Raw genomic sequence first — 26,241 nt, 5'->3', positions numbered from 1 at the left:
CGCGGCGCGGTCAAGCCGTCGCGGGACGATAATGCGCGGCGTCGGACCGGAACTCGGCGCGGCCATAGCCCGCGAGCTGGCGGTTGATACGCCGGACGAGGCGGCGGTCGGCAAGGTGACGCAGCACCGGAATGCGCGAGGCGACGCGATATGCCGTCATGCGTCCCGCGAGCGCGAGCATCGTCGCGCCATAGATCAGATGGTCGCGGCGGCCGACGGGCACCCCGACGCCGTCGGCGCGGTCGGTGTCGCCGTTCAGGAACGCCTTCACGAAGAAGACGCGGCTCACCGAGCGCTCGAGGCGGCGCTTGACCCGCCCCGCGGGCGACGGATCGGTCGACAGTTCGGCCTCCATCGTCGCGCGAAGCAGCCCGCCACAGATCGGGTCGTCATATTCATAGCGCAAGGTCGCGCTGCGCGTGCGCCAGATGCGCACGATCTCTTGCGGAGTGTCGGCGAGCAGATCCTCGGGCAGGCCGAGCAGGAAGCAGCGATAACGCGCCAGTTCGACGCGCCCGCGCTCGAGCCGGTTGAACGACGTCCGCCCGCTCTTCAGCACATCCTGCGACAGGAAATAGATCGGGATCAGCCCCGCGGGCATCTGGTCGAGCTGCGGGATCGGCACGCCATAGGTGTCGGCGTCCCACATCCCCGGCCGCGATAGCACGTTGACGCGCACCATCGAATGCATCAGCCGCACCATCGCCGCCGCCTTGAACCCCGGCCCGAAGCGGCGCAGCGCACCCGGCAGCGCGGTGGTGGCGAAAAAGGTTGCGGTCTCCTTCACCCGCCTCGCGGCGGTCGCATGGCCGAGCGTGCCGGTGAGCGCCATCGGCAGCGCCGAATATTTGTTGAGAAAGGTCGCGATGAAGGCGCCGCGGATCAGGAAGGGCGCGAGGTTTGCGGTCGCGTTGCGCTCATAGGCCGCGCCCTCCTCGACCAGTTCCATATCGACCCAGTCAGGCTTCGCCTCCATTTCGCGGATCAGCGCGACGAGTTCGGGCGGCGCATCCTCGACCGCCTCGACCCCCTTGTCGCATGCCTCGACCAGCATCGCGACGCTGCGCTGAAACCCCAGCTTCGGCATCAGTGCGGCATAGGCATCGCCGGTGCGGTCGCCGAGCATCGTATATTCGCGGATGCGCGCGACGAGGTCGGCATCGCCCAGATAGGCGGCGCGATCGATCCCCTTCACGCCGCCAAGCTCGCTCACGGCCTCTGCCTCGGCCGCCCATCGTTCGGGGGGACGGTCGAAATCGAAACGCCCGAACAGGTCGGGCAAGGCGGTGGCCTGGTCGCGGACCTGGCGGGCGATGGTGTCGAGCGCAGCGGTCATGGCACAAACAGTGCCACATTATTTACCCTGTTGTCAGCCCATCAATCGCGACCGGATCGACCGGCGCGGCCCCGACCGTGGTTTACGGCGGGTTACCGGTGTCACGAGCCGGCGCAGAAGGTGGCGCGCCGGGGACGCGGCGGCGAATGGCAGAATGAAGATGATCAGCGACAGCCCGACGATCCAGCGCCCGGTCGACACCGGATCGCCGCACGCGCTCGCGCAGCCGGGCGCCTCGACCCCGGCGCCGAAAAGGATCAGCAATGTCGACAAAATTCGGCCAGTCCCCACGACGCGCTCCCCTGCGCGCCAGCCGCGATCCTATCGGATCAAAGTTAAACGGAGCGTTGCGGCTCGATTAGGCCGCTGTTTACCGCGATTCGCGGGGGCCCCTATAGGCCGGAAGCGCCAATGACCAGCGAATTGCGAGCCCGCGCAGAATAAATCCGGCGACCGCACCGGCGACGGCGGCGACCGGAGTGCCCGCGCCGAGCCACAAGAGGGTAAGGAACAGTCCCGCTGCGAGCGCCGCCGCAGTGACATAGATTTCGGGCCGCATGATGATCGACGGCACCCCTGCCAGGATGTCGCGGATCGTTCCTCCGACGCAGCCGGTGATCACGCCCATCATCAGCGCCGGCACCGGCGGCACGCCCCAGGCAAGCGCCTTCGCGGTACCGAACACGGCATATGCGGCCAGCCCGACCGCATCGGCCCATTCGAGGAGTTGCCCCTGCCACCAGCGCTCGGGGGTCAGCCAGACGATCAGCGCGATCGCGATGCACACCGCGGCGATCGCCCCGTCCTGCACCCAGAAGACCGGTGCGCCGATCAGCAGGTCGCGCACGCTGCCGCCGCCGACCCCGGTGACGAGCGCAAAGAAGCAGGCCGTGACAAGCGTCTGCCGCAGGCGCACCGCCATCAGCGCGCCCGACAGCGCGAAGACGCCGATCCCTGCAAGATCGAGCAGGCGGATGAGGGTTTGGGGCTCCACGAGCAGCGGCATATCATTCTCGCCGACGTTACACGATCCTCCCCGTCGCGTAGCGATGGGGAGGGGGACCATCCGAAGGATGGTGGAGGGGCTGCTACGTCTCAGCCCCTCCGTCAGCCCTGCGGGCTGCCACCTCCCCATGGCTTCGCCACAGGGAGGATTCAGAGGTCAAATGTGGATCGGCTTGCCGGTTACCGCCATCGCGGCTTCCTTGATCGCCTCGCTGTGGGTCGGGTGGGCGTGACAGGTGTAGGCGATGTCCTCGCTCGTCGCGCCGAATTCCATCGCCTGCGCCGCCTGCGCGATCATGGTGCCCGCGACGCTGGCGATACACCAGACGCCGAGAACGCGGTCGCTCTTGGCATCGGCGATCACCTTCACGAAGCCGTCGGGCTCGTGGTTCGTCTTGGCGCGGCTGTTCGCCAGCATCGGGAATTTGCCGACCTTCACTTCGCCGCGCTCCTTCGCCGCCTCTTCGGTCAGGCCGACACCGGCGATTTCGGGCCAGGTATAGACGACCGACGGGATGACATCGTGGTTCACGATGCCGGTCAGCCCGGCGATATTCTCGGCGCAGGCGATGCCCTCGTCCTCGGCCTTGTGCGCGAGCATCGGGCCGGGGATCACGTCGCCGATCGCCCAGATGCCGGGGACCGAGGTACGGAAATCATGGTCGGTTTCGATCTGGCCGCGCTGGTTCGTCGCCAGCCCCGCCTTGTCGAGGCCGAGACCCTCGGTGTTAGGACGGCGGCCGATCGAGACGAGGACGACATCGGCCTCGAGCGTTTCGGCGTCGCCGCCCGCCGCGGGCTCGAGCGTCAGCACCGCCTTCTTGCCCTTGACTTCGGCCTTGGTGACCTTGGTCTTGAGCTTGAATTCGATGCCCTGCTTCTTGAAAATCTTGTTCGCTTCCTTGCGGACGTCGCCGTCCATGCCGGGCAGGATCTGGTCGAGGAATTCGACGCAGGTGACCTTGGCGCCGAGGCGGCGCCAGACGCTGCCGAGTTCGAGCCCGATCACGCCGCCGCCGATCACGACCATGTGGCCCGGCACCTTGGCGAGTTCGAGCGCGCCCGTCGAATCGACGATGATCTGCTTGTCGTTATCGACCGCAACGCCCGGAAGCGGGGTCACCGACGAGCCGGTGGCGACGATGATGTTCTTCGCGCGGACGCTCTTGCCTGCCACCTCGACGGTGTCGGCCGACGTGAACTGCGCATAGCCCTTCAGCCAGTCGACCTTGTTCTTCTTGAACAGGAACTCGATGCCGCCGGTCAGGCCCTTCACCGCATCGATACGCTGGCCGTGCATCGTCGGCAGGTCGAGCTCGGGCTTCACCTTGATGCCCATCTTCGCCATCGCGCCATTGGCGGCGGCGTCGAAATATTCCGACGCGTGGAGCATCGCCTTCGACGGGATGCAGCCGACGTTGAGGCACGTGCCGCCCAGCGTCTCGCGCCCTTCGGCGCAAGCGGTCTTCAGACCCAGCTGCGCCGCGCGGATCGCCGCGACATAACCGCCGGGACCGGCACCGATGACAAGGACGTCGTAGTCGTAATCAGCCATTTTGTCTTACCTCAACAAACTGCATCGCGGGCGTCGCCGGATGCCTTACATGGTCAGCCCCGACTTCGCGGCGCATTCCTTCATCAGCGGCAGGCCGTCTTCGGGCTTCATCGTCAGCACTTCGGCCGGGCTGTGCTTGGCGAGGATCGCCTCGCCCGTGCATTTGCAGACCTCGGCAATCGTGGCGGCCGGCGCTCCGCTGCCCGCGGCGCTCGACTGGCAGGACGCGTTGAAGTTGTCGAGGAACTGCTTCTTGTAGCTCTCGTCGAAACTCGACGCCGCCTCGCCGCACCCCGCCAGCGTCGCGAGCATCGCGAGGCCGAACACCGCACCAGTCCTGACCGTCATAGCCCAATACTCCCCTGCCAATAAAACCGGGTTCGAAGGCGTATCAAAGATCGATGAGCAGCCGCGTCGGATCCTCGATTGCTTCCTTGATCGTCTTGAGGAAGGTCACGGCCTCGCGTCCGTCGACCAGCCGGTGGTCATAGCTCATCGCCAGATACATCATCGGGCGGATCACGATCTCGCCGTTCCGGACGACCGGGCGATCCTCGATGCGGTGGAGGCCGAGCACCGCCGACTGCGGCGGGTTGATGATCGGGGTCGACATCAGGCCGCCGAACACGCCGCCGTTCGAGATGGTGAAGGTGCCGCCGGTCATGTCGTCGATCGTCAGCGTGCCGTCCTTGGCGCGCTTGCCGAGGTCGGCGATTGCCTTTTCGATCTCGGCGAAGCTCATGCTGTCGGCGTTGCGGACGACGGGCACGACGAGGCCGTTCGGCGCGCTGACCGCGACCGAGACGTCGAGGTAATTGTGATAGACGATCTCGTCGCCCTCGATGCGGGCGTTGACCGCGGGAATGTCATGCGCGGCGAGCGCGACGGCCTTGGTGAAGAAGCTCATGAAGCCGAGGCGCACGCCATGCTTCTTCTCGAAGCTTTCGCGGTAGCGGTCGCGCGTCGCGATCACCGCCGACATGTCGACGTCGTTGAACGTCGTCAGCATCGCCGCGGTTTCCTGCGCCGACTTCAGCCGCTTGGCGATCGTCTGGCGGAGGCGGGTCATCTTGACGCGCTCTTCCTGACGGCCCGGCGCACCGCTCGCAACGGGGGCCGCAGCAGGCGCCGGTGCCGGAGCGGCTTCGGCGGCCGGCGCGGCGCTGGCGGCGGCGAGCACATCTTCCTTGGTCAGGCGGCCGTCCTTGCCGGTCCCCTGGATCTTCGTCGGGTCGACGCCATGTTCGAGCACGAGACGGCGGACGGCGGGCGACAGCGTCGTGACGCCGTCTTCGCTCGCGGTCGCCGGAGCGGGCGCTGCCGGGGCCGCCTGCGCCGGCGCGGGAGCCGCGGCGGCAGGCGCAGGAGCGGCAGCGGCCGCGCCGCCAGCCTCGACCGTCGCGATCACCGCGCCGACATTGACCGTGTCGCCGACGCCGGCGAGCTGCTGGCCCATCACGCCCGCGACGGGCGAAGGCACCTCGACCGCGACCTTGTCGGTTTCGAGGCTGGCGATCGGCTCGTCGAGCGCAACCGCTTCGCCTGGCTTCTTCAGCCATTCGCCGATCGTCGCTTCGGTGACGCTTTCACCCAGCGTGGGGACTTTGACTTCGGTGCTCATCGCTTCTTCTCTTTCCGTGCCCCTGCGAAGGCAGGGGCCCATCATCAAACGGTTGGAGATGGGCCCCTGCCTTCGCAGGGGCACACCCTGTAATCCTAAGCCTTGTTCTTGGCGCGGCGGATTTCGGCGCGAACCGAAAGGCCGAGCGCATCGGCGACGAGCGCCGATTGTTCGGTCTGGTGGCGGCTCATCAGGCCGGTCGCGGGCGACGCGGCGGCGGCGCGGCCGGCATAGCGCGGGCGCATGCCTTTGTGGCCGGATTCATTGAGCGCCTCTTCGATGAAGGGTTCGACGAAGAACCAGCTACCATTGTTGCGCGGCTCTTCCTGCGCCCAGACGACTTCTTCCAGCTTCGGCATCCGCTTCAGGCGGACGGCAAGCGGTTCGCCGGGGAAGGGATAGATCTGCTCGATGCGGATCACCGTCGTGTCGGTCTGGCCCGCCGCATCGCGCGCTTCCATCAGGTCGTAGCCGAGCTTGCCCGAACAGAGCACGACGCGCTTGATATCGGCGTCGGCGGGCGGGGTGCGGTCGGACATGATGCGGCGGAAATGCGCGTCGCCGATGAAGTCGGAGCGCTGCGACACCGCCAGCTTGTGGCGGAGTAGCGACTTCGGCGTCATGATGACCAATGGCTTCCGGAACGGACGCAGCATCTGGCGGCGCAGGACGTGGAAATAGTTCGACGGGGTCGAAATATTGCACACCTGGATATTGTCGCCCGCGCACAGCTGAAGGAAACGTTCGAGACGCGCCGAGCTATGCTCGGGCCCCTGCCCTTCGTAGCCGTGCGGCAGCAGCATCACGAGGCCGTTGGCGCGCAGCCACTTGGCCTCGCCCGCCGCGATGAACTGGTCGATCATGATCTGCGCGCCGTTGGCGAAGTCGCCGAACTGCGCTTCCCAGAGCACGAGGCTCTTGGGGTCAGCCATCGCATAGCCATATTCGAAGCCCAGCACGCCATATTCGGAGAGCGGGCTGTCGAGCACCTCGAACCGGCCGTGGGGCACGGTCGTCAACGGAATATATTTATGCTCATCCTTCTGGTCGACCCAGACGGCGTGGCGCTGGCTGAAAGTGCCGCGACCCGAATCCTGGCCCGACAGGCGCACCTGATAGCCCTCGCTGAGCAGCGTGCCGAAGGCGAGCGCCTCGGACGTCGCCCAATCGAAGATTTCGGTATCGCTCTTGTCGGCGAACATCGCGGCGCGGCCGTCGATCACGCGGCGCAGCGTCTTGTGCACTTCGAGGTCGGCGGGGATCGTCGTCAGCGTGCGGCCGATCGCGTCGAACAATTTGTCCGAGACGCCCGTCGCGATGTTGCGGCGCGCGCCCTCGGGATCGGTCGGGGCATAGAGGCCCGACCAGCGGCCTGCGAACCAGTCGGCCTTGTTCGGCTTGTAGCTTTTCGCCGCCTCGAAATCGCCTTCGAGCTGTGCGACGAATTCGGCGCGGCGGGCGTCGGCCCAGCCGGCGTCGATCACGCCTTCGTCTTCCAGCTTCGCGGCGCACAGCTGCGACACCGGCGGGTGCTTGCGGATGCGTTCGTACATCAGCGGCTGCGTGAACGAAGGCTCGTCGCCCTCGTTATGGCCGAAGCGGCGATAGCACCACATGTCGATCACGACATCGCGCTTGAAACGCTGACGGAAGTCGATCGCGAGCTTGCACGCAAAGGTGACCGCCTCCGGGTCGTCGCCGTTGACGTGCAGGATCGGCGCCTGGACGCCCTTGGCGACGTCCGACGGATAGGGCGACGAGCGCGCGAACTGCGGGCTGGTCGTAAAACCGATCTGGTTGTTGACGATGAAGTGGATGCAGCCGCCGGTGTTGTAGCCGCGAATGCCCGAGAAGCCGAGGCATTCCCAGACGATCCCCTGCCCAGCGAAGGCCGCGTCGCCGTGGATCAGCACCGGCAGCACCTGCTCATGCTTGTCGAGGTCGTCGCGCACCACCTGCTGGGCGCGCACCTTGCCGAGCACGACCGGATCGACCGCCTCGAGGTGCGAGGGGTTGGGGACGAGCGACATATGCACCGAAATGCCGTCGAACTCACGGTCGGTCGAGGTGCCGAGGTGATATTTGACGTCGCCCGAACCGCCGATGTCGTCGGGGTTCGCGCTGCCGCCGGCAAATTCGTGGAAGATCACCTTGTACGGCTTGGCCATGACGTTCGCGAGCATGTTGAGGCGCCCGCGGTGCGCCATGCCATAGACGATTTCCTTCACGCCATATTGGCCGCCATATTTGATGATCGATTCCATGGCCGGAATCATCGATTCGCCGCCGTCGAGGCCGAAGCGCTTCGTCCCGACATATTTGCGCGCGAGGAATTTCTCCCACTCCTCGGCCTGGATCACCTTGTTCAGGATGGCGCGTTTGCCCTCGACCGAAAATTCGATGATCTTGTCGGCGCCCTCCATCCGTTCCTGCAGGAACTGGCGCTCCTCGATGTCGGCGATGTGCATATATTCAAGGCCGACATTGCCGCAATAATTCGCGCGCAGGATCGCCACGATCTCGCGGATCGTCGCCTTTTCGAGGCCGAGCGTGCCGCCGATCCAGATCGGGCGGTCCTGATCGGCGCCGACGAAGCCATGATATTCGGGGGTCAGGTCGGCTGGGAGCTCGCGCGTGCTGAGGCCGAGGGGGTCGAGGTTCGCCGCCAGATGGCCGCGGACGCGATAGGTGCGGATCAGCATCATCGCGCGGATCGAATCGTTCGCCGCACGCTCGACCTCGGCGTTCGACAAGGGCGCACCGGCCTTGGCGGCGGCGGCCTTCACCGCGACCTGCATCTGCTGCGGGTCGAGCGCGGCGGTCAGGTCGTCGCTGTCGATGACGGGCCAGTTCTTCGGCGCCCAGCTGGGGCCGGCCTGGACTTCATCGACGTCGAAGCTTTGTCGTTCGAGGTTCATCTGCTTTTCCACGGGGAGGGGGGGTGGGTGCTATATGGGGAGCGGAGGCCCGCCGACAAAGGGTGCCGGCGGGCCGCCTGCTCAGACGCGTTCCTTCAGCACTTCGGCGAGCGTGGTGCCGAGTTCCGAAGGGCTCGCCGACACCTTGATGCCGGCGGCTTCCATCGCCGCGATCTTGCTTTCAGCGTCGCCCTTGCCGCCCGACACGATCGCGCCTGCGTGGCCCATGCGGCGGCCCGGAGGTGCGGTGCGGCCCGCGATGAAGCCGGCCATCGGCTTCTTGCGGCCGCGCTTGGCTTCGTCGATCAGGAACTGGGCCGCCTGTTCCTCGGCGTCGCCGCCGATTTCGCCGATCATGATGATGCTCTTCGTGGCGTCATCGGCGAGGAAGAGTTCGAGGACGTCGATGAAGTTGGTGCCGTTGACCGGGTCGCCACCGATGCCGACCGCGGTGGTCTGGCCGAGCCCGACGTTCGAGGTCTGGAACACCGCTTCATAGGTCAGCGTGCCCGAGCGCGAGACGACGCCGACGCTGCCCTTCTTGAAGATGTTGCCGGGCATGATGCCGATCTTGCATTCTTCGGGGGTCAGCACGCCGGGGCAGTTCGGGCCGATCAGGCGCGATTTCGAGCCCGAGAGCGCGCGCTTCACCTTGACCATGTCGAGCACCGGAATGCCCTCGGTGATCGCGACGATCAGCTCGATCTCGGCATCGATCGCCTCGAGGATCGAGTCGGCGGCGAACGGCGGCGGCACATAGATGACCGACGCGGTCGCGCCGGTCGCGTGCTTGGCTTCTTCGACCGTGTTGAACATCGGCAGCCCGATGTGCGTCGTGCCGCCCTTGCCCGGCGTCACTCCGCCGACCATCTGCGTGCCATAGGCGAGCGCCTGCTCGGTGTGGAAAGTGCCGGTCGCACCGGTCATCCCTTGCGTGATGACCTTGGTATTCTTGTCGATGAGGATGGACATAGTCTGGCTTCCGTTTCGCGTTCCCCGGCGAAAGCCGGGATCCAGCTGGGGAGAATGGACCCCGGCTTTCGCCGGGGAGCAAATTATCAGGCGAGGCTGGGATCCAGCGCCTTGCACGCGTCGAGCAGTTCCTTGACCGCATCGACCGAGACTTGCAGGCCGGCCTTGTCGGCATCGTCGAGTTCGATTTCGACGATCTTCTCGACACCGCCCGCGCCGATCATCACCGGCACGCCGACATAGAGGCCGTCGACGCCATATTGGCCGTCGACATAGGCGGCGCAGGGCAGGATGCGCTTCTGGTCGCCGAGATAAGCTTCGGCCATCGCGATGCCCGAGGCTGCGGGCGCGTAGAAGGCCGAACCGGTGCCGAGCAGCGCGACGATTTCGCCGCCGCCGCCGCGGGTGCGCTTGACGATCGCGTCGATCTTGTCCTGCGACGACAAGCCCATCTTGACGAGGTCGGGAACGGGGATGCCGTTGACGGTCGAATAGCGCACGACGGGAACCATCGTGTCGCCATGCCCGCCGAGCACGAACGTGTTCACATCCTTCACCGACACGTCGAATTCGTCGGCGATGAAGTGGCTGAAGCGCGCCGAATCGAGCACGCCGGCCATGCCGACGACCTTGTTGTGCGGGAGCCCCGAGAATTCGCGCAGCGCCCAGACCATCGCGTCGAGCGGGTTGGTGATGCAGATAACAAAGGCGTCGGGCGCATTGGCCTTGATGCCCTCGCCCACGGCCTTCATGACCTTGAGGTTGATGCCGAGCAGGTCGTCGCGGCTCATGCCCGGCTTGCGCGCGACACCGGCGGTAACGATGATGACGTCGGCGCCCGCGATGTCCTTGTAATCGTTCGAGCCGGTGATCTTGGCATCGAAACCGGCGATCGGGCCGACCTGCGACAGGTCGAGCGCCTTGCCCTGCGGCACGCCTTCGACGACGTCGAAAAGGACGACATCGCCCAGTTCCTTCTGCGCGGCGAGCAGCGCCAGCGTTCCGCCGATATTCCCGGCTCCGATCAATGCGATCTTCTTGCGTCCCATGGCGCGCGGCACTCCCTTCTGTGGCAAGCCCGGCAATGCAATATCGGACCGGTGCGGCCACGGGCTAAAGCCGCCATTCCGATCCCAAGACTCGGGCCGCCACTACGCCGATTCCCTTAACGAAACAACCGCGAAAAGGACCAAAATCAGGGTTTTTATGCAAATAGTTCGCAATATCATTTAATCATGTGGCCGGGCGCTCGTCGGGGCAGGCTCCTTTACGGCTTCCTTGCGCACGAGCGACGTCACGTCCGCGATCTCGCCGCGATGACGGTCACGTCCATCCCGTCAGAGAAGGGCTACCCGCGACGTCATCCTGGCCATGGCCCAGCGCCAGATAGTCGTCCGACTGCATCTCCGACAAACGGCTCGCCGTGCGCTCGAACTCGAACGCGCCGTCGCCGGCGACATAGAGTTCGTCGGGCATCGCCGCCGCACTGGCGAGCAGCTTGACTTTATACTCGTAGAGCGCGTCGACCAATGTCACGAAGCGCGCCGCCTCGTTGCGGTTCTCGGGCCCCATGCGCGGGATGCCGACGATGATCACCGCATGGAAATGGCGTGCGACCGCGAGGTAATCGGATGCGCCGCGCGCCTCGCCGCACAGGCGCTTGAACGAAAAGACCGCCACGCCCTTCAGCGCCTTCGGCACGTGCAGCGTCCGCCCGCCCCCGACATCGAGGTCGAGCGTCGGCACATTGGCGCGATCCTCGGGCGGATAGTCGGTGAGGCGGAAGAAAGCCGCCGACAGCGCCGCGCTCGCCGCATCGTCGGCGGGCACGAACCAGCGCGCGCCGTCGCCCAGCCGGTCGCGGCGATAGTCGGTCGGGCCGTTCAAACCCATCACGTCGAGCCTCGCCTCAATGAGCGCGATGAAGGGCAGGAAATGCTCGCGGTTGAGCCCGTCCTTGTAGAGATCCTTGGGCGGCCGGTTCGAGGTCGCGACGACCGTCACGCCCTTGTCGATCAGCGCGGTGAACAGGCGCGACAGGATCATCGCGTCGGCGCTGTTGTTCACCACCATCTCGTCGAAGGCGAGGCAGCGGACATCCTGCGTCAGCGCCGCTGCGACCTGCGGGATCGGGTCGCCGCTCTCGGTCTTCCTGACCTCGCGCATCTGTGCATGGACGTCGAGCATGAAGGCGTGGAAGTGGACGCGCCGCTTCCGCTGGATATGGAGCTGGTCGTAGAAGAGGTCCATCAGCATCGACTTGCCGCGCCCGACCGCGCCCCACAGATAGACGCCGCGCGGGCTGTCGGGCTTGCGGCCCGCGATCCGCCACAGCAGGCTGCCGCGAGGCGGCGCCGCCTCCAGCTCCTCCTGCAAGCGGTTGAGCCGCACCGCCGCGCCGCGCTGCTCGGGATCGGGCTTGAGTTCGCCCGACGCGACCAGCCGGTCATAGGCGGCGAGGACGCCGATCACTTCTTGCTCGCCTTGCGGATCGTCCCGGCGAAGGTCAGGACGATATGGCCGTCACCCTCGCCCTGCACGACGAGCCCGCGCAGGAAGATCAGGCGACCGGTTTCGCGCACCAGTTCGACGATCGCGTCGAGCGGCTCGCCCACCCGACCCGCGCCGACGAATTGCGTCGACAGGTCGAGCGTCACCGAATGGCCGGCGTCGAGCGAGCCGAACTGGTGCGACGCCGCAAACAGCCCGACATCGACCAGCGCCAGCGTCACCGCGCCGTGAACATTGTCGCCCAGGTTGCTGTGCCGACGCTCGGGCAACATCCGCACCCGTGCGCGCGGACGGCCATCCTCGGTCGGGCGCTCGGAGCGCACCGACAGCGGCTCGATGAAGCTGTTGAAACGGTCCTTGTCCTTGAGGTTCCAGCTGATCCAGCCCCCATCCAGTTCCTCGGCGCTGAAATTTTCGCGGCGTTTCGGCTCCTCGATCCCGTCATTCATGCCTTGCAATATCCGTCCAGTTTCCCCGAGCGTATCAGCTCGCCATAATAATCGGCCATCGCCTTCGCGCGCGGCGCGTCGTCCGCGATCCACTTCGCGGCGCCCGCCACCCAGCCGGCCGAACAGCCCTCAAGCGCGCCCGTGCCGCGCGTGCAAGCGATAAAGTCGACGAAAGCGCGATGCCAGATGGCAAAATCGGCGATCGGCATGATCGGGCCGTGCCCAGGCACGACCTGTTCGGCCCCCGAACTCGCCACCTCGTCGAGCGCCTGCAGCCAACCCTCGGGGCAGGCTGTATCGAGAAACGGCACCGGCACGGTCACAAGATCGCCGACGATCGCGCGTTTCTCCGCCGCGTCGTAGATCCAGAGATCGCGTTCGGTAACGGCATGGTTGGCTACGCGCAGCGATAGCGGCCGGCCCGCGATCAGCACGTCCCGGGACTCGTCGACGACAATATCGGGTTTGAGTTCGGCGCCCCGCGCGATCGTCGCGAGATCGCCCTCGACATCGGGGATCGCGCTGGCCGGGATGGCGCCTTCGGCCAGCGCCTTGCGCGATGCTTCGGCGCTCTTCGCGAGGAACCCCGACAGCGCGCCGTCGATCGCCGACGTTCCATAGACCTTGATATCGGGGAAAGCCGCCTTCAGCGCCGGATTGCCGCTGACATGGTCGAGATGCCAGTGCGTGTTGATGATCGCGACGGGCGTCATGCCGATCCCGCTGAACCCCTGACGGATCAGGGTGAGATGCTCGGCGCGGCGCCCGCTGTCGATCAGGAAGGCACCCTCGGGTCCATAGAGGATCAGGCTGTTTCCGTCGGGCGAGCGGCCGGGAGGAAACGTCCCGCCGATCAGGAAGGTCGCGCCGCCGATGCCGTGCGCATAGGCACGCGGCGGCGGCACGGTTTCGACGGCGGATTCTGCCGCGCAGCCAGCCAGCCCCAGCGCGATCAGCGCTGGCAGCCAGCGACGCATCAGACCTGCCGCTCGGCTTCCAGCTTCTTGATCTCGGCGATCGCGCGCGCGGGGCTCAGCCCCTTGGGGCAAGCGTTCGAGCAGTTCATGATCGTGTGGCAGCGATAGAGGCGGAAGGGATCTTCCAGCTCGTCGAGCCGTTCGCCGGTATATTCGTCGCGACTGTCGGCAAGCCAACGATAGGCCTGGAGCAGGATCGCGGGGCCGAGGAACTTGTCGCTGTTCCACCAATAGCTCGGGCAACTCGTCGAACAGCAGGCGCAGAGGATGCACTCATAGAGGCCATCGAGCTTCTCGCGCTCGGCGGGAGACTGGAGGCGCTCCTTGCCGCTCGGGGTCGTCGTCTTGGTTTTCAGCCAGGGCTCGATCGACGCATATTGCGCATAGAAATGGGTGAAGTCGGGGACGAGATCCTTGATGACTTCCATATGCGGCAGCGGAGTGATCTGGATATCGCCCTTCAGATCCTCGATCGCGGTGGTGCAGGCGAGGCCGTTCTTGCCATTCATGTTCATCGAACAGCTACCGCAGATGCCTTCGCGGCACGAGCGGCGGAAGGTCAGGGTCGAGTCCTGCTCGCTCTTCATCTTGATCAGCGCATCGAGCACCATCGGGCCGCATTTTTCGAGATCGATCTCGAACGTGTCGAAATGCGGGTTCTCGCGCTTGTCGGGATCGTAGCGATAGACCTTGAACTTCCGGACTTTGGTCGCGCCCTCGGCCTTGTGGACCGTCCCGCCCTTTTTAGGGCGGCTGTTCCTGGGCAGACGAAATTCGGCCATGTCTCTGGCTCCCCTGATGTAGTCGCGGTCGGACTAGACCCGAAAGACGGAGTCGACAAGGGGTTCATGTTCGCAAAAGCGAAAGCCGCTGGCACCCGTCCGCGCAAGCCGCTAGGGCCGCAGCCGATGAGCGAAGAGGCCGTCCAACCCGCCGTTACCAACCGCCACGTCGCACGCGGGCTCGGCACGACCGTGCTGGCGCGGCTCGGCGCGGTGGTGGAGATCGTGACCCAGCCGCTCTATGTCCTGATGTTCGGCCTCGCGGGCTTCGGCCTCTACGCCGTGCTCTGGGCGGCCATCAACCTGATCGAGAATATCTTTGACCTCGGCATGACGAGCGCGATGCAGCGTACCGTGCCGCAATCCGCCACCGATGCCGAGGCCGCGGCGGCGCTGCGCACCGCGTTGCTGTTCGGGGTCGGCCCCTGCCTGGTCGTCGCGGCGCTGATCGCGATCTTTGCCGCCGACCTCGCGCCTTGGCTCAATGTCGCCGAAAAGGACCGCGCGCTCGTCACCCCTGCGATCCAGATTTTCGTCTGGGCGCTGCCGCTCTGGGCCTTCGTCGAGATCGCGACCTCGGCGCTGCGCGCGCGGATGGTGTTCGGCGCCGAAATCCGCCTGCGCATCGTTTGGGAACAGGTGATGCGGGTGGTGTTCGCGGTACTGTTCTTCGCGCTCGGCTTCGGGCTCGAGGGGCTGTTCATCGCCCACCTCTGTTCGCTCGCGGTCACCGCGATCCTCAGCGTGCGGCTGCTCCGTCGCTATTACAGCTTCGGCGACCTGCTCCGCGGCGGACGCGGCAGCGAGGTCGAACGCAATACCTTCTGGGCCGGGCTGTCGGTGTTGCCGTCGAACATCATCACGCGGCTGTTCGGCGACGCACCCGCGCTGATCCTGAACCTGATGCTCCCGGGGGCGTCGGGAGCCGCCGCAGCCGGTCTTTTCACCATCGCGCGCAAGCTGTCGAGCGTCGTCCAGCTCGTCCGTATCGCCTTCGCCTATGTCGTGGCGCCGCTGGCCGCGAGTGCCGAGCGCGGCGGGCGCGAGCAGGTCGCCGATATCTATGCCTATGCGACGCGGCTGATTTCGGCGATCGCGTTGCCGATGGCGGCGGTGCTCGCGGCGGGCAGTTCGTCGCTGCTCAGCCTGTTCGGCGCGCAGGCTCATGTCGCGCAGGGCGCGGTGATCATCCTGCTCCTCGCGCGCGCGGCCGAGGCGGTGCTGGGCATTTCGCTACCGGTGCTGCAGGTGGTCGCGGCGTTCCGTCACCAGCTGACCGCCAGCCTGCTCGGCGTGCTTGTCGCGGTCGGCGCGGGCTGGCTGTTCGTCGACCATGTCGACGCGCTGACCGGCGTCACGCTCGCGATGTCGATCGGCCTCGTCGTGATGGCGGGCATTCCGATGCTCCAGCTCGCGATCGGCGAAGGGCTGCATCCCTTCGACCACCAGTTCCCGATGGTGGCGCTGCGCGGCCTTGCGATCACGATCGTCGCGGGCGCGCTGGCCCTTCTCGTGAGCCGCCTTCCCGATCCGGTCGCGCTGCCGCTGATCGTCGCCATCGCGGTTGGCGCGATCTGGCTGTCGGTGCGGTTCGGCCTGCCCTATGCCGACCGCGCCTCGCTCGGCAAGACGGGACGCCGGCTACGGTTGATCGGTCCCGATGCCCGGGTTGCGGAGGCGGGAGACCCGGCATGACGACGCCCGTCGACGCGCTCCGCATCGCGATCTACGATCTCGACCGGACGGTACTTAGAACGCCGACCTTCACCCTGTTCCTGCTGTGGGCGGCATGGACGCGCGCGCCCGCGCGCCTGCTGCTGCTGCCGCTCTATGCCGCGCTCGCTATCGGCTATGCGCTGCGCCTTTATGGCCGCGACCGTTTCAAGCCCGCCGCCTTTCGCCTGTTTCTCGGCACGCACCTGACCCCGGGCGAGGCGGACGGCCTTGCGGCGCGCTTCGCCGCGTGGCGCGTCCCCGCCGACGTCCCGCCGGGGGCAGGCGCCGCCATCGCCCGCGACCGGGATCAGGGTTTTCGCCTGCTGATGGCGACCGCCGCACCCGAATTCTACGCCGGCGCGATCGCCGACGCGCTCGGTTTCGATGCGGTGCTTGCGACGCGCCACCGCCGTGACGCCAACGGCAACTGGCTTCCCGAAATCGATGGCCATAATTGCTATGGCGCCGAAAAGGCGCGCCGGATCGGTGAGTGGCTGGACGCGAACGCCCCGGGCGGAACCAGCCACGTCCGCGCCTATTCCGACCACCTCAGCGACGCCCCGATGTTCGCGCTCGCGACCGAGGCCTGGTTGATCGGCCGCAAGGCGAAGCTGACGGCCATCGCGGCCGAGCATGGCTGGCAGGCGCTCGATTTTGAAGAGAGTCCCGAGGCGCAGCCATGCGCATAATCTTCCCCTTTATCGGCGAGCCGCACCACATCTTCCACGCCCTGCCGATTGCGGCAGAGATGGCGGCGATGGGTGCCGACGTCGAGGTGGCAGTCGCCGGCCCCGACCATCTGCGCATCCTCAAACAGATCGATCTCGTCTATCCGGGGTTCGACCCGCGCATCACCCTGCTCGGCCAGACAGGTCCGGCGCGCTGGCTGCGCGATGCGGGGATCATGCGCAACCCGCGGCTGCCGATCCTGTTGGGGGCCTTGCCGTTCCTCCGCGGCTTCGACGCGATCGTGGTGCCCGAACGAACGACGACCGCCATTCGCCATTTCCTGCCGCGACGCACCCGCCTGGTTTTTACGCCGCATGGCGCGGGCGACCGCGCGATCATGCTCGACCCGCGCGACCGCCATTTCGACTTCGTGCTCGTCGCCGGCAAAAAGAGCGAGAAGCGTCTGCTCGATGCCGGAACGATCCGGCCGGGCCATTATGCGGTGAACGGCTATGTGAAGCTCGACCTGATGGCGCGGCTGCAAAAATCGCGCCCGCCGTTGTTCGACAATGGCCGGCCGACCGTGCTCTACGCCCCACATTTCCAGCGCGCGCTGTCGTCGTGGGACAAGTTCGGGGCCGCGGTGATCGACTGGTTCGCGGGGCAGGATCGCTACAACCTCGTGGTCGCCCCGCACGTCCGTCTGTTCGCCGAGGCGAGCGATTCCGAGCGCGAGGCGGTGATGGAGCGCGCGGTGCCGGACAAGATTCTGATCGACCTCGGCTCCGATCGCCTGTTCGACATGAGCTATACCGGCGGCGCCGACATCTATCTTGGCGATGTCAGCAGTCAGGTTTACGAATTTCTCGCGACGCCCCGGCCGTGCCTGTTCCTGAATGCGCATGACGTCGACTGGCGCGGCGACCCCGACTATCTGTTCTGGACGCTCGGCGACGTCCTCGACGATCCTGCAGGACTGGGGGCTGCGCTCGACGCGGCGCAGGCGCGTCACAAGCTCTATAGCCCGGCGCAATGCGAACGGCTCGCGGAATCGATCGGCGGCGATCCCGCCGGTGCGGCGCGGCGCGGCGCCGAGGCGATCCTGCGCTTTCTTGCAAAGGACGGCTGAGCGGGTAAGAGCGCAGGTGATGACCACTGCCTCCGCGCCGCCCGCCCTGATCGCTTTCGGCGACAATTCGACCCTGCTGTGGGGCATGACCAACGCCGAACGGCTGCGCCGCCTCGCGCGCGCCGAGGGTCTGCCCGAAGACACCGATGCAACGGGCGCGCATCTCTATGCCAACCTCGCCTATGTCTTCGACCCGCTCTGGTTGCGGCACATATTGACGCTTCCCGACACGATGGTCGTCGATGGCGGCGAACCCGTGCTCGCTTATCTGACCGGCGGCCGCACGCCCGAGGTGGCGGCACAGGACAGCCGTGTGCGGATCATCGAATATCGCGACAATCCGCAAATCTACAACCGCCAGCTCCGCAAACTCGACTGCCCGTTCATCCAGCGGCTGACCCCAGAGACGCGGCGCCAGATCGAGCGGAAAAGCTATTTCGGTGCCTACAAGGGCGTCACCGACGCGCTGACCAAATATCTCTGGCCCGAACTCGCCCTCTGGCTGACCCGCATCGCGGCCAGCATCGGCATGACGCCGAACATGGTCACCGCGATCGGCGCGACGCTCTGCGTCTATGCGACCTATCTCTTTGCTATCGGCGATTATTGGTGGGGGATGCTCGCGGGCTTCATCTTCATGGTGCTCGACACCGTCGACGGCAAGCTCGCGCGCTGTACGATCACCTCGTCCAAATGGGGCAATGTCGCCGACCATGGCGTCGATCTGATCCATCCGCCCTTCTGGTGGTATTTCTGGGGGGTCGGCCTTGCGAGCTGGGGGCTGGCGCTGCCGACCTCGACCTTCGTCTGGATTATGGTCGCGGTGATCGCGGGCTATGTCCTCCAGCGCGTGATCGAGGGGCTGTTCATCAAGGATTTCGGCATGGACATCCATGTCTGGCAGAAATTCGACAGCCAGTTCCGCCTGATCACCGCGCGGCGCAATCCGAACATGGTGATCCTGTTCGTCGCGACGCTCGCCGGACGCCCCGACCTCGGCCTGATCGCGCTTGCGTGGTGGACCGTCATCTCGCTGGTCGTCCACGCGGTGCGGCTGGTGCAGGCCTATGCGCAGCACCGGGCGGGCCGTCCGATCGTCAGCTGGATGGAGGAAGCGCAGCCATGAACGCCACGATCGAGAAATTCGGCTTCCCCGCCACGCTGGTTGCCGAGTTCGAGCATTGGGTCGTCCTGCTCCGCCCCGCGCAGCCGACGCTGGGCGCGCTGGTCCTCGCGGCGAAATCCGATGCGACGGCCTTTGGCGACCTCTCCGCCGCGGCGCACGCCGAACTCAAGGCCGCGACCTCGGCAATCGAAACCGCGCTCGGCAAAGCGGTCGGCTATTCCAAGATCAACTATCTGATGCTGATGATGGTCGACCCGCACGTCCATTTCCACGTCCTGCCGCGTTACGATGGCGAACGCAGCGGCGCGGGACTGACGGTCGCCGATGCCGGCTGGCCGGGACAGCCCGACCTCGGGCAGGCGGTGAAGCTCGACGACGCGCAAATCGCCGCGCTTGTCGGCTGGCTCAAACCCTATTTCGCGTAGCGGCCTTCGGCCGCCCATTTCGCGGTGAGCGCATCGGCGGCTTCGACGTCTTGCGGGAAGTCGACTTCCTGCCACTCGAGCCCCTCGATGGACACGGTGCCGACGCGGTTGCCCTTCGCGATGATGTCGATCGCGCGCAGATACCAGCGTTCGACCCCGTCGGGGGTGCGCATCATCTGGTCGACCTGGTTGCGGAAGATCGACGGGCCATCGCCGATAAAAGCGAGCATCCCGATCGATTCGGCATTGGTGTCGGGGGGCAGCAGACGCTTGCCGATCGCGTGAAGCCGCCCCTCGGCGTCGCGGTTCACCTTCATGTCGTCGTCGTCATACTCGTCCTTGACGTCGACGGTGACGTTGATCGGCTCGCTCGCGCCTTCGATCAGCTTCGCGACGATCTCGTCCGAGACGATGGTGTCGCCGTTGAGGATGATGAAATCGCGGTCCATCTCCTCGCGCGCGATCCAGCAGGTGCCTAGATTATCGGCGACCTGGAAGAAGGGATTGAACAGCGTGCGAATGCGCGCGCCGGTGTCGCGATAGAGCTGCAGCGCATGATCCTCGACCCGCTCGGTGCGAAAGCCGGTGACGACGACGATATCCTTGATGCCGTTGGCGACGAGCGCCGCGACCTGCCAGCTGATCAGGCTGCGGCCATTGAACTCGATCAGGCATTTGGGGATATCGCGGGTCAGCGGCAGCAGGCGCGAGCCCTGCCCGGCCGACAGGATGATGGCTTTGTCGATGCTCATAGGGGCGCCCCTATAGCGCCTTGGCGGCGCGCGGCAAATATCCGTTCGATCAGCTCGATGTCCGCGGGCTTGTCGGCGTCGATGCACGCCTCGGGCTCGGACATCGGCACCACCTTCGCCTGCAGCCCGAACCGCCGGCCTGCACGCGCGATCCCCTGCTCGATCGTGAAGAGCCGCAGGAGCGCGCCGAGCAGCAACCACGGGCCGAACGCCGCGATGATCTTCAAGCCCTTCTTGCGGTCACGCTCGATCCGCCCCCAGAAGTCGAGCAGGGGCAGCACGCGCCGCCCGCCGAGGCGGAACAGGTTCGCGCCCGACCACCAGCCGCCGCGGAACTTGAGCCAGGTGCGTTGCGATTCGGGATAGCGCGCGAGCAAAACAGCTTTCTCGACCATCGCCACCGCGACGTCGCTGTCGCGAGCGCCCGTAACGAATTCGGCGATCATCGATGGCGTCAGCAGCACATTGTCGGCGGTCGTTACCAAAATGGGCGCGTCGCTGTCGGGCAGCGCCGCGGCGAGCGAGCTGCTGATCCCTTGCCCCGAGTCTGAAAAATGCAGCCCCGCGACACCGGCAAGCATCGGCTCGGCGGCCAGCTCGGCGCTGTTCTGCGCAAGGATGGTGATCGGCCCGATGTGCGGCGAGGCGCGCAGCGCGGTCACGACATGGACGAGCATCGGCTTCCCCGCGATCGGCAGCAGCGCCTTTGTCGAAACGCCGCTGCCGCTCAGCAGCGGATCGGGGCCGGGGCGGCTGCCGGCGAGGACGATCGCAGGGATCGTCATTCGGCTGCGTCCGTCGCGGGCGCGACACGGCGGCCGGTGACGCCGCGCAGGAAGTCGGTCGCGTCGTCGAGCACCGGCCCCCGCGACCGGAAGGGCGCCGACAGCGCCATGACGATGCCGGTGTGCCCCACGCCCGGATAGATGCGCAGCGCCGCCGATCCGCCGGCCTTTTCGATCGCCGCCGCGAGGTTCTGGCTGTTGCGCGGGCGCACCGTTTCATCCTCGTCGCCCGTCGCGAGCCACAGCGGCGGCGCATCGCCGCGCGCGTAGGCAATCGGCTGCGTCTTCTCCGCGGGCCGGACCTTGCCCATCGCCTTTTCGGCGCTGCCGCCCTTTTCCATCGGCAGGAAATCATAGGGGCCCGCAAGCCCCGCGACGCCGCGGATGATCGACGGGTCGCTCTTCGCGCCGCGCAGCCATTGCGGATCGAGCGCCAGCATCACCGCATTATAGGCGCCCGCCGAATGGCCCATCAGCGCGATGCGATCGGGATCGCCCGCGAGGTCGCCAATGTGTCGATGCGTCCATGCGACCGCCTTGGCGCTGTCCTCCAGGAAATCGGGCCAATGCGCCTTGGGAACCAGCCGGTAATCGGGGATGACGACGACGAAGCCCTTCTGTGCCAGCGCGCGGCCCGCGAAGCCATAGCTTTCACGCGCGCCGCTGTCCCAGCCGCCGCCATAGAAAAAGACGATCACGGGCAGCTTGTCGCCCTGCTTCGCATTCTCCGGCACCCATATGTCGAGCGACTGCCGCGGCCCGTTGCCATAGGGCTGATCGCCGATCACCAGCCGCGCGCCGCCATCCGACCCGAGCAACTTGTCGGCCAGATCGAGCGACTTCGCGCCGCCCGCCACGACCATCTTCGCACCGCTGCCGAACAGCAGCAGGAGCAACACCAGAACGATGATGAACTTGATCAAACGCCGTCCTTTGGCTGCGCGCGCGGTCATAGCTATCGCGCCCTACAGGGCGGCGCGGCGCCGAACAAGATGGCGCAGCGGGGCGGGACGCATGGACCCGGATCAAGTCCGGCCGACGAGGACGGGAGGAGGCGACCTTTTCCCCGCTCGTGCGTAGGACAGGCCATGACCAGCCCCTTTACCCGCCCCGCCCCCTTCACCCGCCCCGCCCTCGTCTGCAACATCCAGAGCGGCAGCCACGATCCCGCGATCCGCGCTGCGATCGAGGCGGCGTGCCGCGATGCGGGCACGCCGCTCATCGCCACTTTCGAACTGCCCGATGGCGCGGTTCCCGACGCGACGACTCTTCGCGAGCGGGGCATCGACCTGCTGCTCGTGTGGACCGGCGACGGGACGATCAACGCCGCGGCCCGATCGGCGGTCGGCTGGAATGGCGCGATCCTCCCGCTGCCCGGGGGCACGCTCAACCTTTTGTCCAAGGCGCTTCACGGCGACCGCCCGGCGCCCGAGATACTGACCGATGCGCTCATGGGCAAAGGACGCCGCCGGCCGGTCCCGACGATCCGCTCGGCAGTCGGCGAGGCGTTCATCACCATCGTCGCAGGGCCGGCAACGCACTGGGCCGGGGTGCGCGAGACGATGCGCCAGGAGGGGCTGCTCGAAGCGGGGCGCGCGGCGCCCGACGCGCTCGAGGCGATGATAAACGCGCCCGGCGTGCGCGTCGTGGGGCACGGCAAGGCCTATCCGGCCGTCATCCTCACCCCGACCGAGGCCGGGGTACGCGTCGACGGCATATTGACCGAAGGGACAATCGACGTGCTGCGCCACGGACTCGCCTGGCTGGGCGGCGATTTCCGCGACGGGCCAAGCGAGGAGATCGTGCAAAGCGAGACGATCGTGCTCGAAAGCGATGCGCCGATCAGCCTCGAATATGATGGCGAACTGACCGAGACCGGATCGCCCGCGCGCTTCGGACTTGCGGCGAGCGCAGTCGATTTCGTCGCCACCCTATGAAGCGGCTGTTCCATATCAGCGATCTGCATTTCGGGCTTGAGGATCGTAATGCCCTCGACTGGTTCGCCCGCTGCGTGCGCGTCGAACGTCCGGCTGCGGTGCTGATCACCGGCGATCTGACGATGCGTGCGCGCAGCCACGAATTCGCCGCGGCCTGCGACTGGATCGCAGCCCTCGACGTGCCGGTGACGGTCGAGGTCGGCAATCACGACCTGCCCTATTTCAACCCCGTGGCGCGCTTTTTCCGTCCCTATGCGCGCATCCGCCGGATCGAGGGGTTGGTCGAACGCGAACTCGACCTAGATGGCGTCGCAGTCGTGCCGCTCAAGACCACGGCGCGCGCGCAGTGGCGGCTCGACTGGTCCAAAGGATGGGTCACGCGGCGGGCGCTCGACCGGACGCTGGCGGCGATCGACGCGCTGCCCGCCGGCACCGCTGTGCTGGTGACAGCGCATCATCCGCTCGTCGAGGCAGGGACGGAGGGCCGCGCCCTCACGCGCGGCGGCGAGCGCGCGCTGACCGAACTCGCGGCACGCGGGGTCGCGGCGGTGCTCACCGGCCACGTCCATGACGCCTTCGACCTCTTGAAGGAAACAAACGCCGGCCCGATCCGCATGATCGGCGCGGGGACGCTGTCGAAACGGCTGCGTTCGACCCCGCCGGGTTTCAACGAACTCACCATCGCAAGCGGCCGGATCGACGCCCGCGTCCGCAACCTCGAGCACGTCGCCACCCCCGACATGCAGATCGGCGCCGTCCCGCCCGACGCGCTGCCGCCTCGCACCCCCGGCGAGCCCGTCGCGCCCGTCGGCGCGGTGCCACCGATCGACCCGCCGGTTCGCTGAAGGGGAAGGCGTCAAGTCGGAGAGCGGCCTTTCAGGTGCGATGAGGACGGCAACAGCTTCGACCGCCAGGCGATCGCCAGCCGAACTTAGCCTGGTCCGATCCGGCCGCCCGCAATGTGAAAGCGCGTTACCGGCCCCGGCATGTCGGCGAACAGCGCCGCCTCGGTCCCGGTGAGCCAGGCTTGTCCGCCCTGCGCCGCCAGCCGGTCGTAAAGCGCGGCGCGGCGCAGCGGGTCGAGATGCGCCGCCACCTCGTCAAGCAGCAGCACCGGGCGCTGGCCGCGCGCGCGCGCGACGCAATCGCTGTGCGCGAGGACGAGCGAGAGCAGCATCGCCTTCTGCTCGCCGGTCGAACAGCGCGCCGCGGCGCGGCCGGTCGCGGCGTGGACGGCCGAGAGGTCGTCGCGGTGCGGCCCGGCGGTCGCGCGTCCGGCGGCAGCGTCGATCCGGCGGCGCGATGCGAAGAGCGTCTTCAGCGCCTCGACCGTGTGCGGCGCCTGACGCGGCGCCCCGTCGGCATCGACAAGCGTCAGCAGCGGGCGCGCAAAGGGCGCGTCGGGCTGACCCGCGAGCTCGGCCGACAGCGCCGCGAGCGTCCGCTGCCGCGCAGCGTCCATCGCCGCACCATGTTCGGCAAGCTGCGCCTCGAGGCTGGCGAGCCATTGCTGGTCGGCGGTCGCCATATCGGCGAGCAGCTTGACGCGCGCGCGCAAGGCGGCGTCATAGCGGTTGCTGTGCTGCGCGTGGCGCGGGTCGAGCGCGAGGACGAGGCGGTCGAGGAAGCGGCGGCGGTTGCCCGCCGTCTCGACGAACAGCCGGTCCATCGCAGGAGTCAGCCACAGCACGGCGAGCCATTCGCCGAGCGAGGCCGCCGCCGCCGATGCGCCGTTGATCCGCACGATCCGCCGCCCGGGATGCGCGGGCTCGATCCCCGTGCCCAGCGCGACCGGCGGCAAGTCGGCATCGGCCGCGGCAAGCAGCTCGGCAAAGATCGCGAAGCCGCCGGTCGCCCCGTCGCGCACCATGTCGGACAGCGCGGCGCGGCGGAGCCCGCGGCCCGGCGCGAGCAGCGAGATCGCCTCCAATATGTTGGTCTTGCCCGCGCCATTGTCGCCGTGCAGCGCCACAAGCCCCGGCCCCGCCGCCATGTCCGCGCCGGCATGATTGCGAAAGTCGGTCAGCGAGAGGCGGGCGAGCGTCATGGCGACGGCGCTACCGCACCATAAGGGGCGACGCCAGCCCACCGCACGCCTCTTCACGCGTCATCCCCAAGCGCATCTCGAATAGCGATATAAAATTTTTCACAAAATTGGGAATTTTCGCCATAGACCCGCAAAACGCGCGCTGAAATATTCTATCTCCAGCTCAAAAACGGCGGTTAACCGGCGCTGAATGAAATTGGCACGGCTCCTGCATTACATCGGGCATCCACCGGATGGTCCGGGTGGAGGATGAAAAAGGATAGGTAAATGGCCCACTTCAATGTTGAATCGCTCAAGAGCTACGCGATCGCCGCGGTTGCTTCGGCTTATTGCTCGCTCATGTTCCTCGCCGCTGTCGGTCCGAACGCAGTGCACTTCGGCGGGCTGGTTGCTTAACCAGCCCTCCGTCCCCCGCGAACAACGCCGGTCCCGATGGGCCGGGATGGAAAGGAAAGAAATGAAACAGGGTTTTCGCAAGAATCGTCGCGATGGGGTGATCTTCGGCGTGTGTGCCGGGATTGCGGACCAGTTCGGCTTCGACGTCTTGTGGACGCGCGTCGCCTTTGTCGCCCTGACGCTGCTCGGCTTCGGCCTTCCGCTGCTGCTGTACCTGACCGTCGCGATCCTCGCGCCGTAACGCAGCCCGGGCCGGCCCGCCTTTCAGGCGCAGTCGCACCGGCCCGCAAATTTCCCAAAAGACCAAGGGCTCACCGGCCTCGACCGGTGGGCCCTTTTCATTTGGGCCGCACGGTGAAACGATAGGGGATATAGAGGAACACCTCGGTCGCGCTCGCCTGCGCCCAGATGAGCTGTTCATTGAGCCCCGCGACCTCGACGCCATAGTCGGGACCGAAGGCACCCGCGGTCTTGAGCGCCTCGCCTGCGACCAGCTTGACGATCTCGGGCCGATACTGGTCGGGATTGATGATCGTCAGCGTGATCTCGCCATTCTTCTCCAGCAGCGCGCGCCCGTTGGGCGGCACCGCCTTGATGAAATTGTCGATCCGTCCCTGCGCGCTGCCGACCGATCCCGCGAGGCTAGCCTTCACATAGAGCTCGATCTCGCTGGTGTCGGGGCGCTGGCCGCGCCCGAAGACCAAATCCTTGAAGTTGGCGAGTGTCAGCTTGGTGAGTTCGAATTCGCCGGTGACGAGTTCGACGCCGGCGCTATCGGCGCGACGGATCGCGGCCTCGAGCATCGCATGAATTTCGCGCTTTCGCATATCCTCATCACGCGAGTCAGAGGTGAACTGGACCGGCTGGATCGCGCTATCGGCGGTCCGCCGCAGCCCGACCACGGTCTGCTCGTCCGAGAGATAGTCGGCCGACGCGCGCTGCGCCGTCACCACCACCTCGCCTTCGATATTGCTGTTGTCCTGCGCCGCCGCCGGCGAGACCGCCAGCAACAGCCCGGCACCGATCAGATAAGCCCGCATCATCCCTCTCCCTCCCGAACGAAGGCGCAGGCTATCAGTTTGACGGCAAAGAAAAAGCCCCGCCGGATCGCTCCGGCGGGGCTTGTTTCTGTC

At 66.7% G+C, this 26,241-nt stretch carries 27 protein-coding genes; 9 read left to right on the top strand and 18 right to left on the bottom strand.

The window, feature by feature from the left end; translation table 11 throughout:
- Positions 1-10 precede the first annotated feature (10 nt).
- The 13 genes from QOL68_RS00875 to QOL68_RS00815 all read right to left on the bottom strand — a co-directional run bounded on the left by QOL68_RS00875 (position 11) and on the right by QOL68_RS00815 (position 14,126).
- Positions 11-1,336 carry an oxygenase MpaB family protein gene (locus QOL68_RS00875; protein ID WP_282946085.1) on the bottom strand — a complete coding sequence of 442 codons (1,326 nt, stop codon included), beginning with the start codon at positions 1,334-1,336 and terminating at the stop codon, positions 11-13.
- Positions 1,337-1,369: 33 nt separating this feature from the next.
- Entirely contained in the window at positions 1,370-1,627 is a 258-nt protein-coding gene (locus QOL68_RS00870) for a hypothetical protein (protein ID WP_156416447.1), read from the bottom strand.
- A 79-nt stretch (positions 1,628-1,706) separates the two neighbouring features.
- Positions 1,707-2,330 carry a trimeric intracellular cation channel family protein gene (locus tag QOL68_RS00865; protein WP_231729339.1) on the bottom strand — a complete coding sequence of 208 codons (624 nt, stop codon included), beginning with the start codon at positions 2,328-2,330 and terminating at the stop codon, positions 1,707-1,709.
- A gap of 168 nt (positions 2,331-2,498) precedes the next feature.
- A complete protein-coding gene (gene lpdA / locus QOL68_RS00860; protein ID WP_282946078.1) occupies positions 2,499-3,896 on the bottom strand; it encodes a dihydrolipoyl dehydrogenase in 1,398 nt (465 codons plus the stop codon).
- A 45-nt stretch (positions 3,897-3,941) separates the two neighbouring features.
- Positions 3,942-4,244 carry a hypothetical protein gene (locus tag QOL68_RS00855; RefSeq protein ID WP_282946076.1) on the bottom strand — a complete coding sequence of 101 codons (303 nt, stop codon included), beginning with the start codon at positions 4,242-4,244 and terminating at the stop codon, positions 3,942-3,944.
- Between the two features lie 43 nt (positions 4,245-4,287).
- Complete coding sequence (gene odhB, locus QOL68_RS00850; RefSeq protein ID WP_282946074.1) at positions 4,288-5,517, bottom strand: 2-oxoglutarate dehydrogenase complex dihydrolipoyllysine-residue succinyltransferase; 1,230 nt, start codon at positions 5,515-5,517, stop codon at positions 4,288-4,290.
- A gap of 95 nt (positions 5,518-5,612) precedes the next feature.
- Positions 5,613-8,435, bottom strand: a complete 2,823-nt coding sequence (locus tag QOL68_RS00845; RefSeq protein WP_282946071.1) for a 2-oxoglutarate dehydrogenase E1 component — start codon at positions 8,433-8,435, stop codon at positions 5,613-5,615.
- Between the two features lie 81 nt (positions 8,436-8,516).
- Positions 8,517-9,407 carry a succinate--CoA ligase subunit alpha gene (gene sucD / locus QOL68_RS00840; protein WP_215350449.1) on the bottom strand — a complete coding sequence of 297 codons (891 nt, stop codon included), beginning with the start codon at positions 9,405-9,407 and terminating at the stop codon, positions 8,517-8,519.
- Positions 9,408-9,493: 86 nt separating this feature from the next.
- Entirely contained in the window at positions 9,494-10,456 is a 963-nt protein-coding gene (mdh, locus tag QOL68_RS00835) for a malate dehydrogenase (protein WP_282946067.1), read from the bottom strand.
- Positions 10,457-10,730: 274 nt separating this feature from the next.
- Positions 10,731-11,879 (bottom strand): cell division protein ZapE, encoded by a 1,149-nt coding sequence (gene zapE, locus QOL68_RS00830; RefSeq protein WP_282946065.1) that lies wholly within the window; start codon positions 11,877-11,879, stop codon positions 10,731-10,733.
- Positions 11,876-12,367 (bottom strand): PaaI family thioesterase, encoded by a 492-nt coding sequence (locus tag QOL68_RS00825; protein ID WP_282946064.1) that lies wholly within the window; start codon positions 12,365-12,367, stop codon positions 11,876-11,878. The genes zapE and QOL68_RS00825 overlap by 4 nt, the downstream gene beginning before the upstream one ends.
- On the bottom strand, positions 12,364-13,344 hold the full coding sequence (locus tag QOL68_RS00820) for an MBL fold metallo-hydrolase (protein WP_282946063.1): 981 nt from the start codon (positions 13,342-13,344) through the stop codon (positions 12,364-12,366). The genes QOL68_RS00825 and QOL68_RS00820 overlap by 4 nt, the downstream gene beginning before the upstream one ends.
- Entirely contained in the window at positions 13,344-14,126 is a 783-nt protein-coding gene (locus tag QOL68_RS00815) for a succinate dehydrogenase iron-sulfur subunit (RefSeq protein ID WP_058455585.1), read from the bottom strand. Before QOL68_RS00815 ends, QOL68_RS00820 begins: the two co-directional genes overlap by 1 nt.
- 66 nt (positions 14,127-14,192) lie before the next feature.
- Between QOL68_RS00815 and QOL68_RS00810 the strand changes: the two genes are divergently transcribed.
- Genes QOL68_RS00810 through QOL68_RS00790 form a run of 5 tightly spaced genes read left to right on the top strand, consistent with a single transcriptional unit; the run spans position 14,193 to position 19,191 of the window.
- Positions 14,193-15,821: a lipopolysaccharide biosynthesis protein gene (locus QOL68_RS00810; protein ID WP_282946060.1), complete on the top strand. Its 1,629-nt coding sequence runs from the start codon at positions 14,193-14,195 to the stop codon at positions 15,819-15,821.
- A complete protein-coding gene (locus QOL68_RS00805) occupies positions 15,818-16,531 on the top strand; it encodes an HAD-IB family phosphatase (protein ID WP_282946058.1) in 714 nt (237 codons plus the stop codon). The genes QOL68_RS00810 and QOL68_RS00805 overlap by 4 nt, the downstream gene beginning before the upstream one ends.
- Positions 16,522-17,640 (top strand): CDP-glycerol glycerophosphotransferase family protein, encoded by a 1,119-nt coding sequence (locus tag QOL68_RS00800; RefSeq protein ID WP_282946056.1) that lies wholly within the window; start codon positions 16,522-16,524, stop codon positions 17,638-17,640. The genes QOL68_RS00805 and QOL68_RS00800 overlap by 10 nt, the downstream gene beginning before the upstream one ends.
- Before the next feature lie 19 nt (positions 17,641-17,659).
- Positions 17,660-18,766: a CDP-alcohol phosphatidyltransferase family protein gene (locus QOL68_RS00795; RefSeq protein WP_282946054.1), complete on the top strand. Its 1,107-nt coding sequence runs from the start codon at positions 17,660-17,662 to the stop codon at positions 18,764-18,766.
- Positions 18,763-19,191 carry an HIT family protein gene (locus QOL68_RS00790; RefSeq protein WP_282946052.1) on the top strand — a complete coding sequence of 143 codons (429 nt, stop codon included), beginning with the start codon at positions 18,763-18,765 and terminating at the stop codon, positions 19,189-19,191. The genes QOL68_RS00795 and QOL68_RS00790 overlap by 4 nt, the downstream gene beginning before the upstream one ends.
- On the opposite strand, the gene QOL68_RS00785 is transcribed toward QOL68_RS00790, so the two are convergent.
- From QOL68_RS00785 to QOL68_RS00775, 3 genes are read right to left on the bottom strand one after another with little or no spacing between them, the layout of a single operon-like run.
- Complete coding sequence (locus QOL68_RS00785; protein ID WP_282946050.1) at positions 19,179-19,943, bottom strand: phosphocholine cytidylyltransferase family protein; 765 nt, start codon at positions 19,941-19,943, stop codon at positions 19,179-19,181. The genes QOL68_RS00790 and QOL68_RS00785 overlap by 13 nt on opposite strands.
- Entirely contained in the window at positions 19,940-20,728 is a 789-nt protein-coding gene (locus QOL68_RS00780) for a nucleotidyltransferase family protein (protein ID WP_282946048.1), read from the bottom strand. The genes QOL68_RS00785 and QOL68_RS00780 overlap by 4 nt, the downstream gene beginning before the upstream one ends.
- Positions 20,725-21,651: an alpha/beta hydrolase gene (locus QOL68_RS00775; protein ID WP_283404268.1), complete on the bottom strand. Its 927-nt coding sequence runs from the start codon at positions 21,649-21,651 to the stop codon at positions 20,725-20,727. Before QOL68_RS00775 ends, QOL68_RS00780 begins: the two co-directional genes overlap by 4 nt.
- Before the next feature lie 165 nt (positions 21,652-21,816).
- Here QOL68_RS00775 and QOL68_RS00770 point away from each other — a divergent pair, with 165 nt between their 5' ends.
- The gene (locus QOL68_RS00770; RefSeq protein WP_282946044.1) at positions 21,817-22,665 is read left to right on the top strand and encodes a diacylglycerol/lipid kinase family protein; all 849 of its coding nucleotides are present in this window, start codon (positions 21,817-21,819) and stop codon (positions 22,663-22,665) included.
- Positions 22,662-23,510 (top strand): metallophosphoesterase family protein, encoded by an 849-nt coding sequence (locus QOL68_RS00765; RefSeq protein WP_204992414.1) that lies wholly within the window; start codon positions 22,662-22,664, stop codon positions 23,508-23,510. Before QOL68_RS00770 ends, QOL68_RS00765 begins: the two co-directional genes overlap by 4 nt.
- An 86-nt stretch (positions 23,511-23,596) precedes the next feature.
- Here QOL68_RS00765 and recF read toward each other — a convergent pair whose 3' ends face one another.
- Positions 23,597-24,712: a DNA replication/repair protein RecF gene (gene recF / locus QOL68_RS00760; RefSeq protein WP_282946025.1), complete on the bottom strand. Its 1,116-nt coding sequence runs from the start codon at positions 24,710-24,712 to the stop codon at positions 23,597-23,599.
- A 267-nt stretch (positions 24,713-24,979) separates the two neighbouring features.
- On the opposite strand from recF, the gene QOL68_RS00755 reads away from it, so the two are divergent.
- Together QOL68_RS00755 and QOL68_RS00750 are read left to right on the top strand one after the other, a co-directional pair.
- Complete coding sequence (locus QOL68_RS00755; protein WP_282946023.1) at positions 24,980-25,108, top strand: hypothetical protein; 129 nt, start codon at positions 24,980-24,982, stop codon at positions 25,106-25,108.
- A 61-nt stretch (positions 25,109-25,169) separates the two neighbouring features.
- The gene (locus tag QOL68_RS00750) at positions 25,170-25,349 is read left to right on the top strand and encodes a PspC domain-containing protein (protein WP_058455575.1); all 180 of its coding nucleotides are present in this window, start codon (positions 25,170-25,172) and stop codon (positions 25,347-25,349) included.
- A 97-nt stretch (positions 25,350-25,446) separates the two neighbouring features.
- Here the strand turns inward: QOL68_RS00750 and QOL68_RS00745 are convergent, their stop codons facing one another.
- A complete protein-coding gene (locus tag QOL68_RS00745; RefSeq protein ID WP_282946019.1) occupies positions 25,447-26,148 on the bottom strand; it encodes a TonB-dependent receptor in 702 nt (233 codons plus the stop codon).
- Positions 26,149-26,241: the final 93 nt, after the last annotated feature.

This window comes from Sphingopyxis sp. Geo25 (assembly GCF_949769135.1).
In the GTDB taxonomy this organism is placed as follows: Bacteria; Pseudomonadota; Alphaproteobacteria; order Sphingomonadales; family Sphingomonadaceae; genus Sphingopyxis.
The sequence above is the reverse complement of the archived record's forward strand: the minus strand, read 5'-3'. Positions and strand labels throughout refer to the sequence as shown.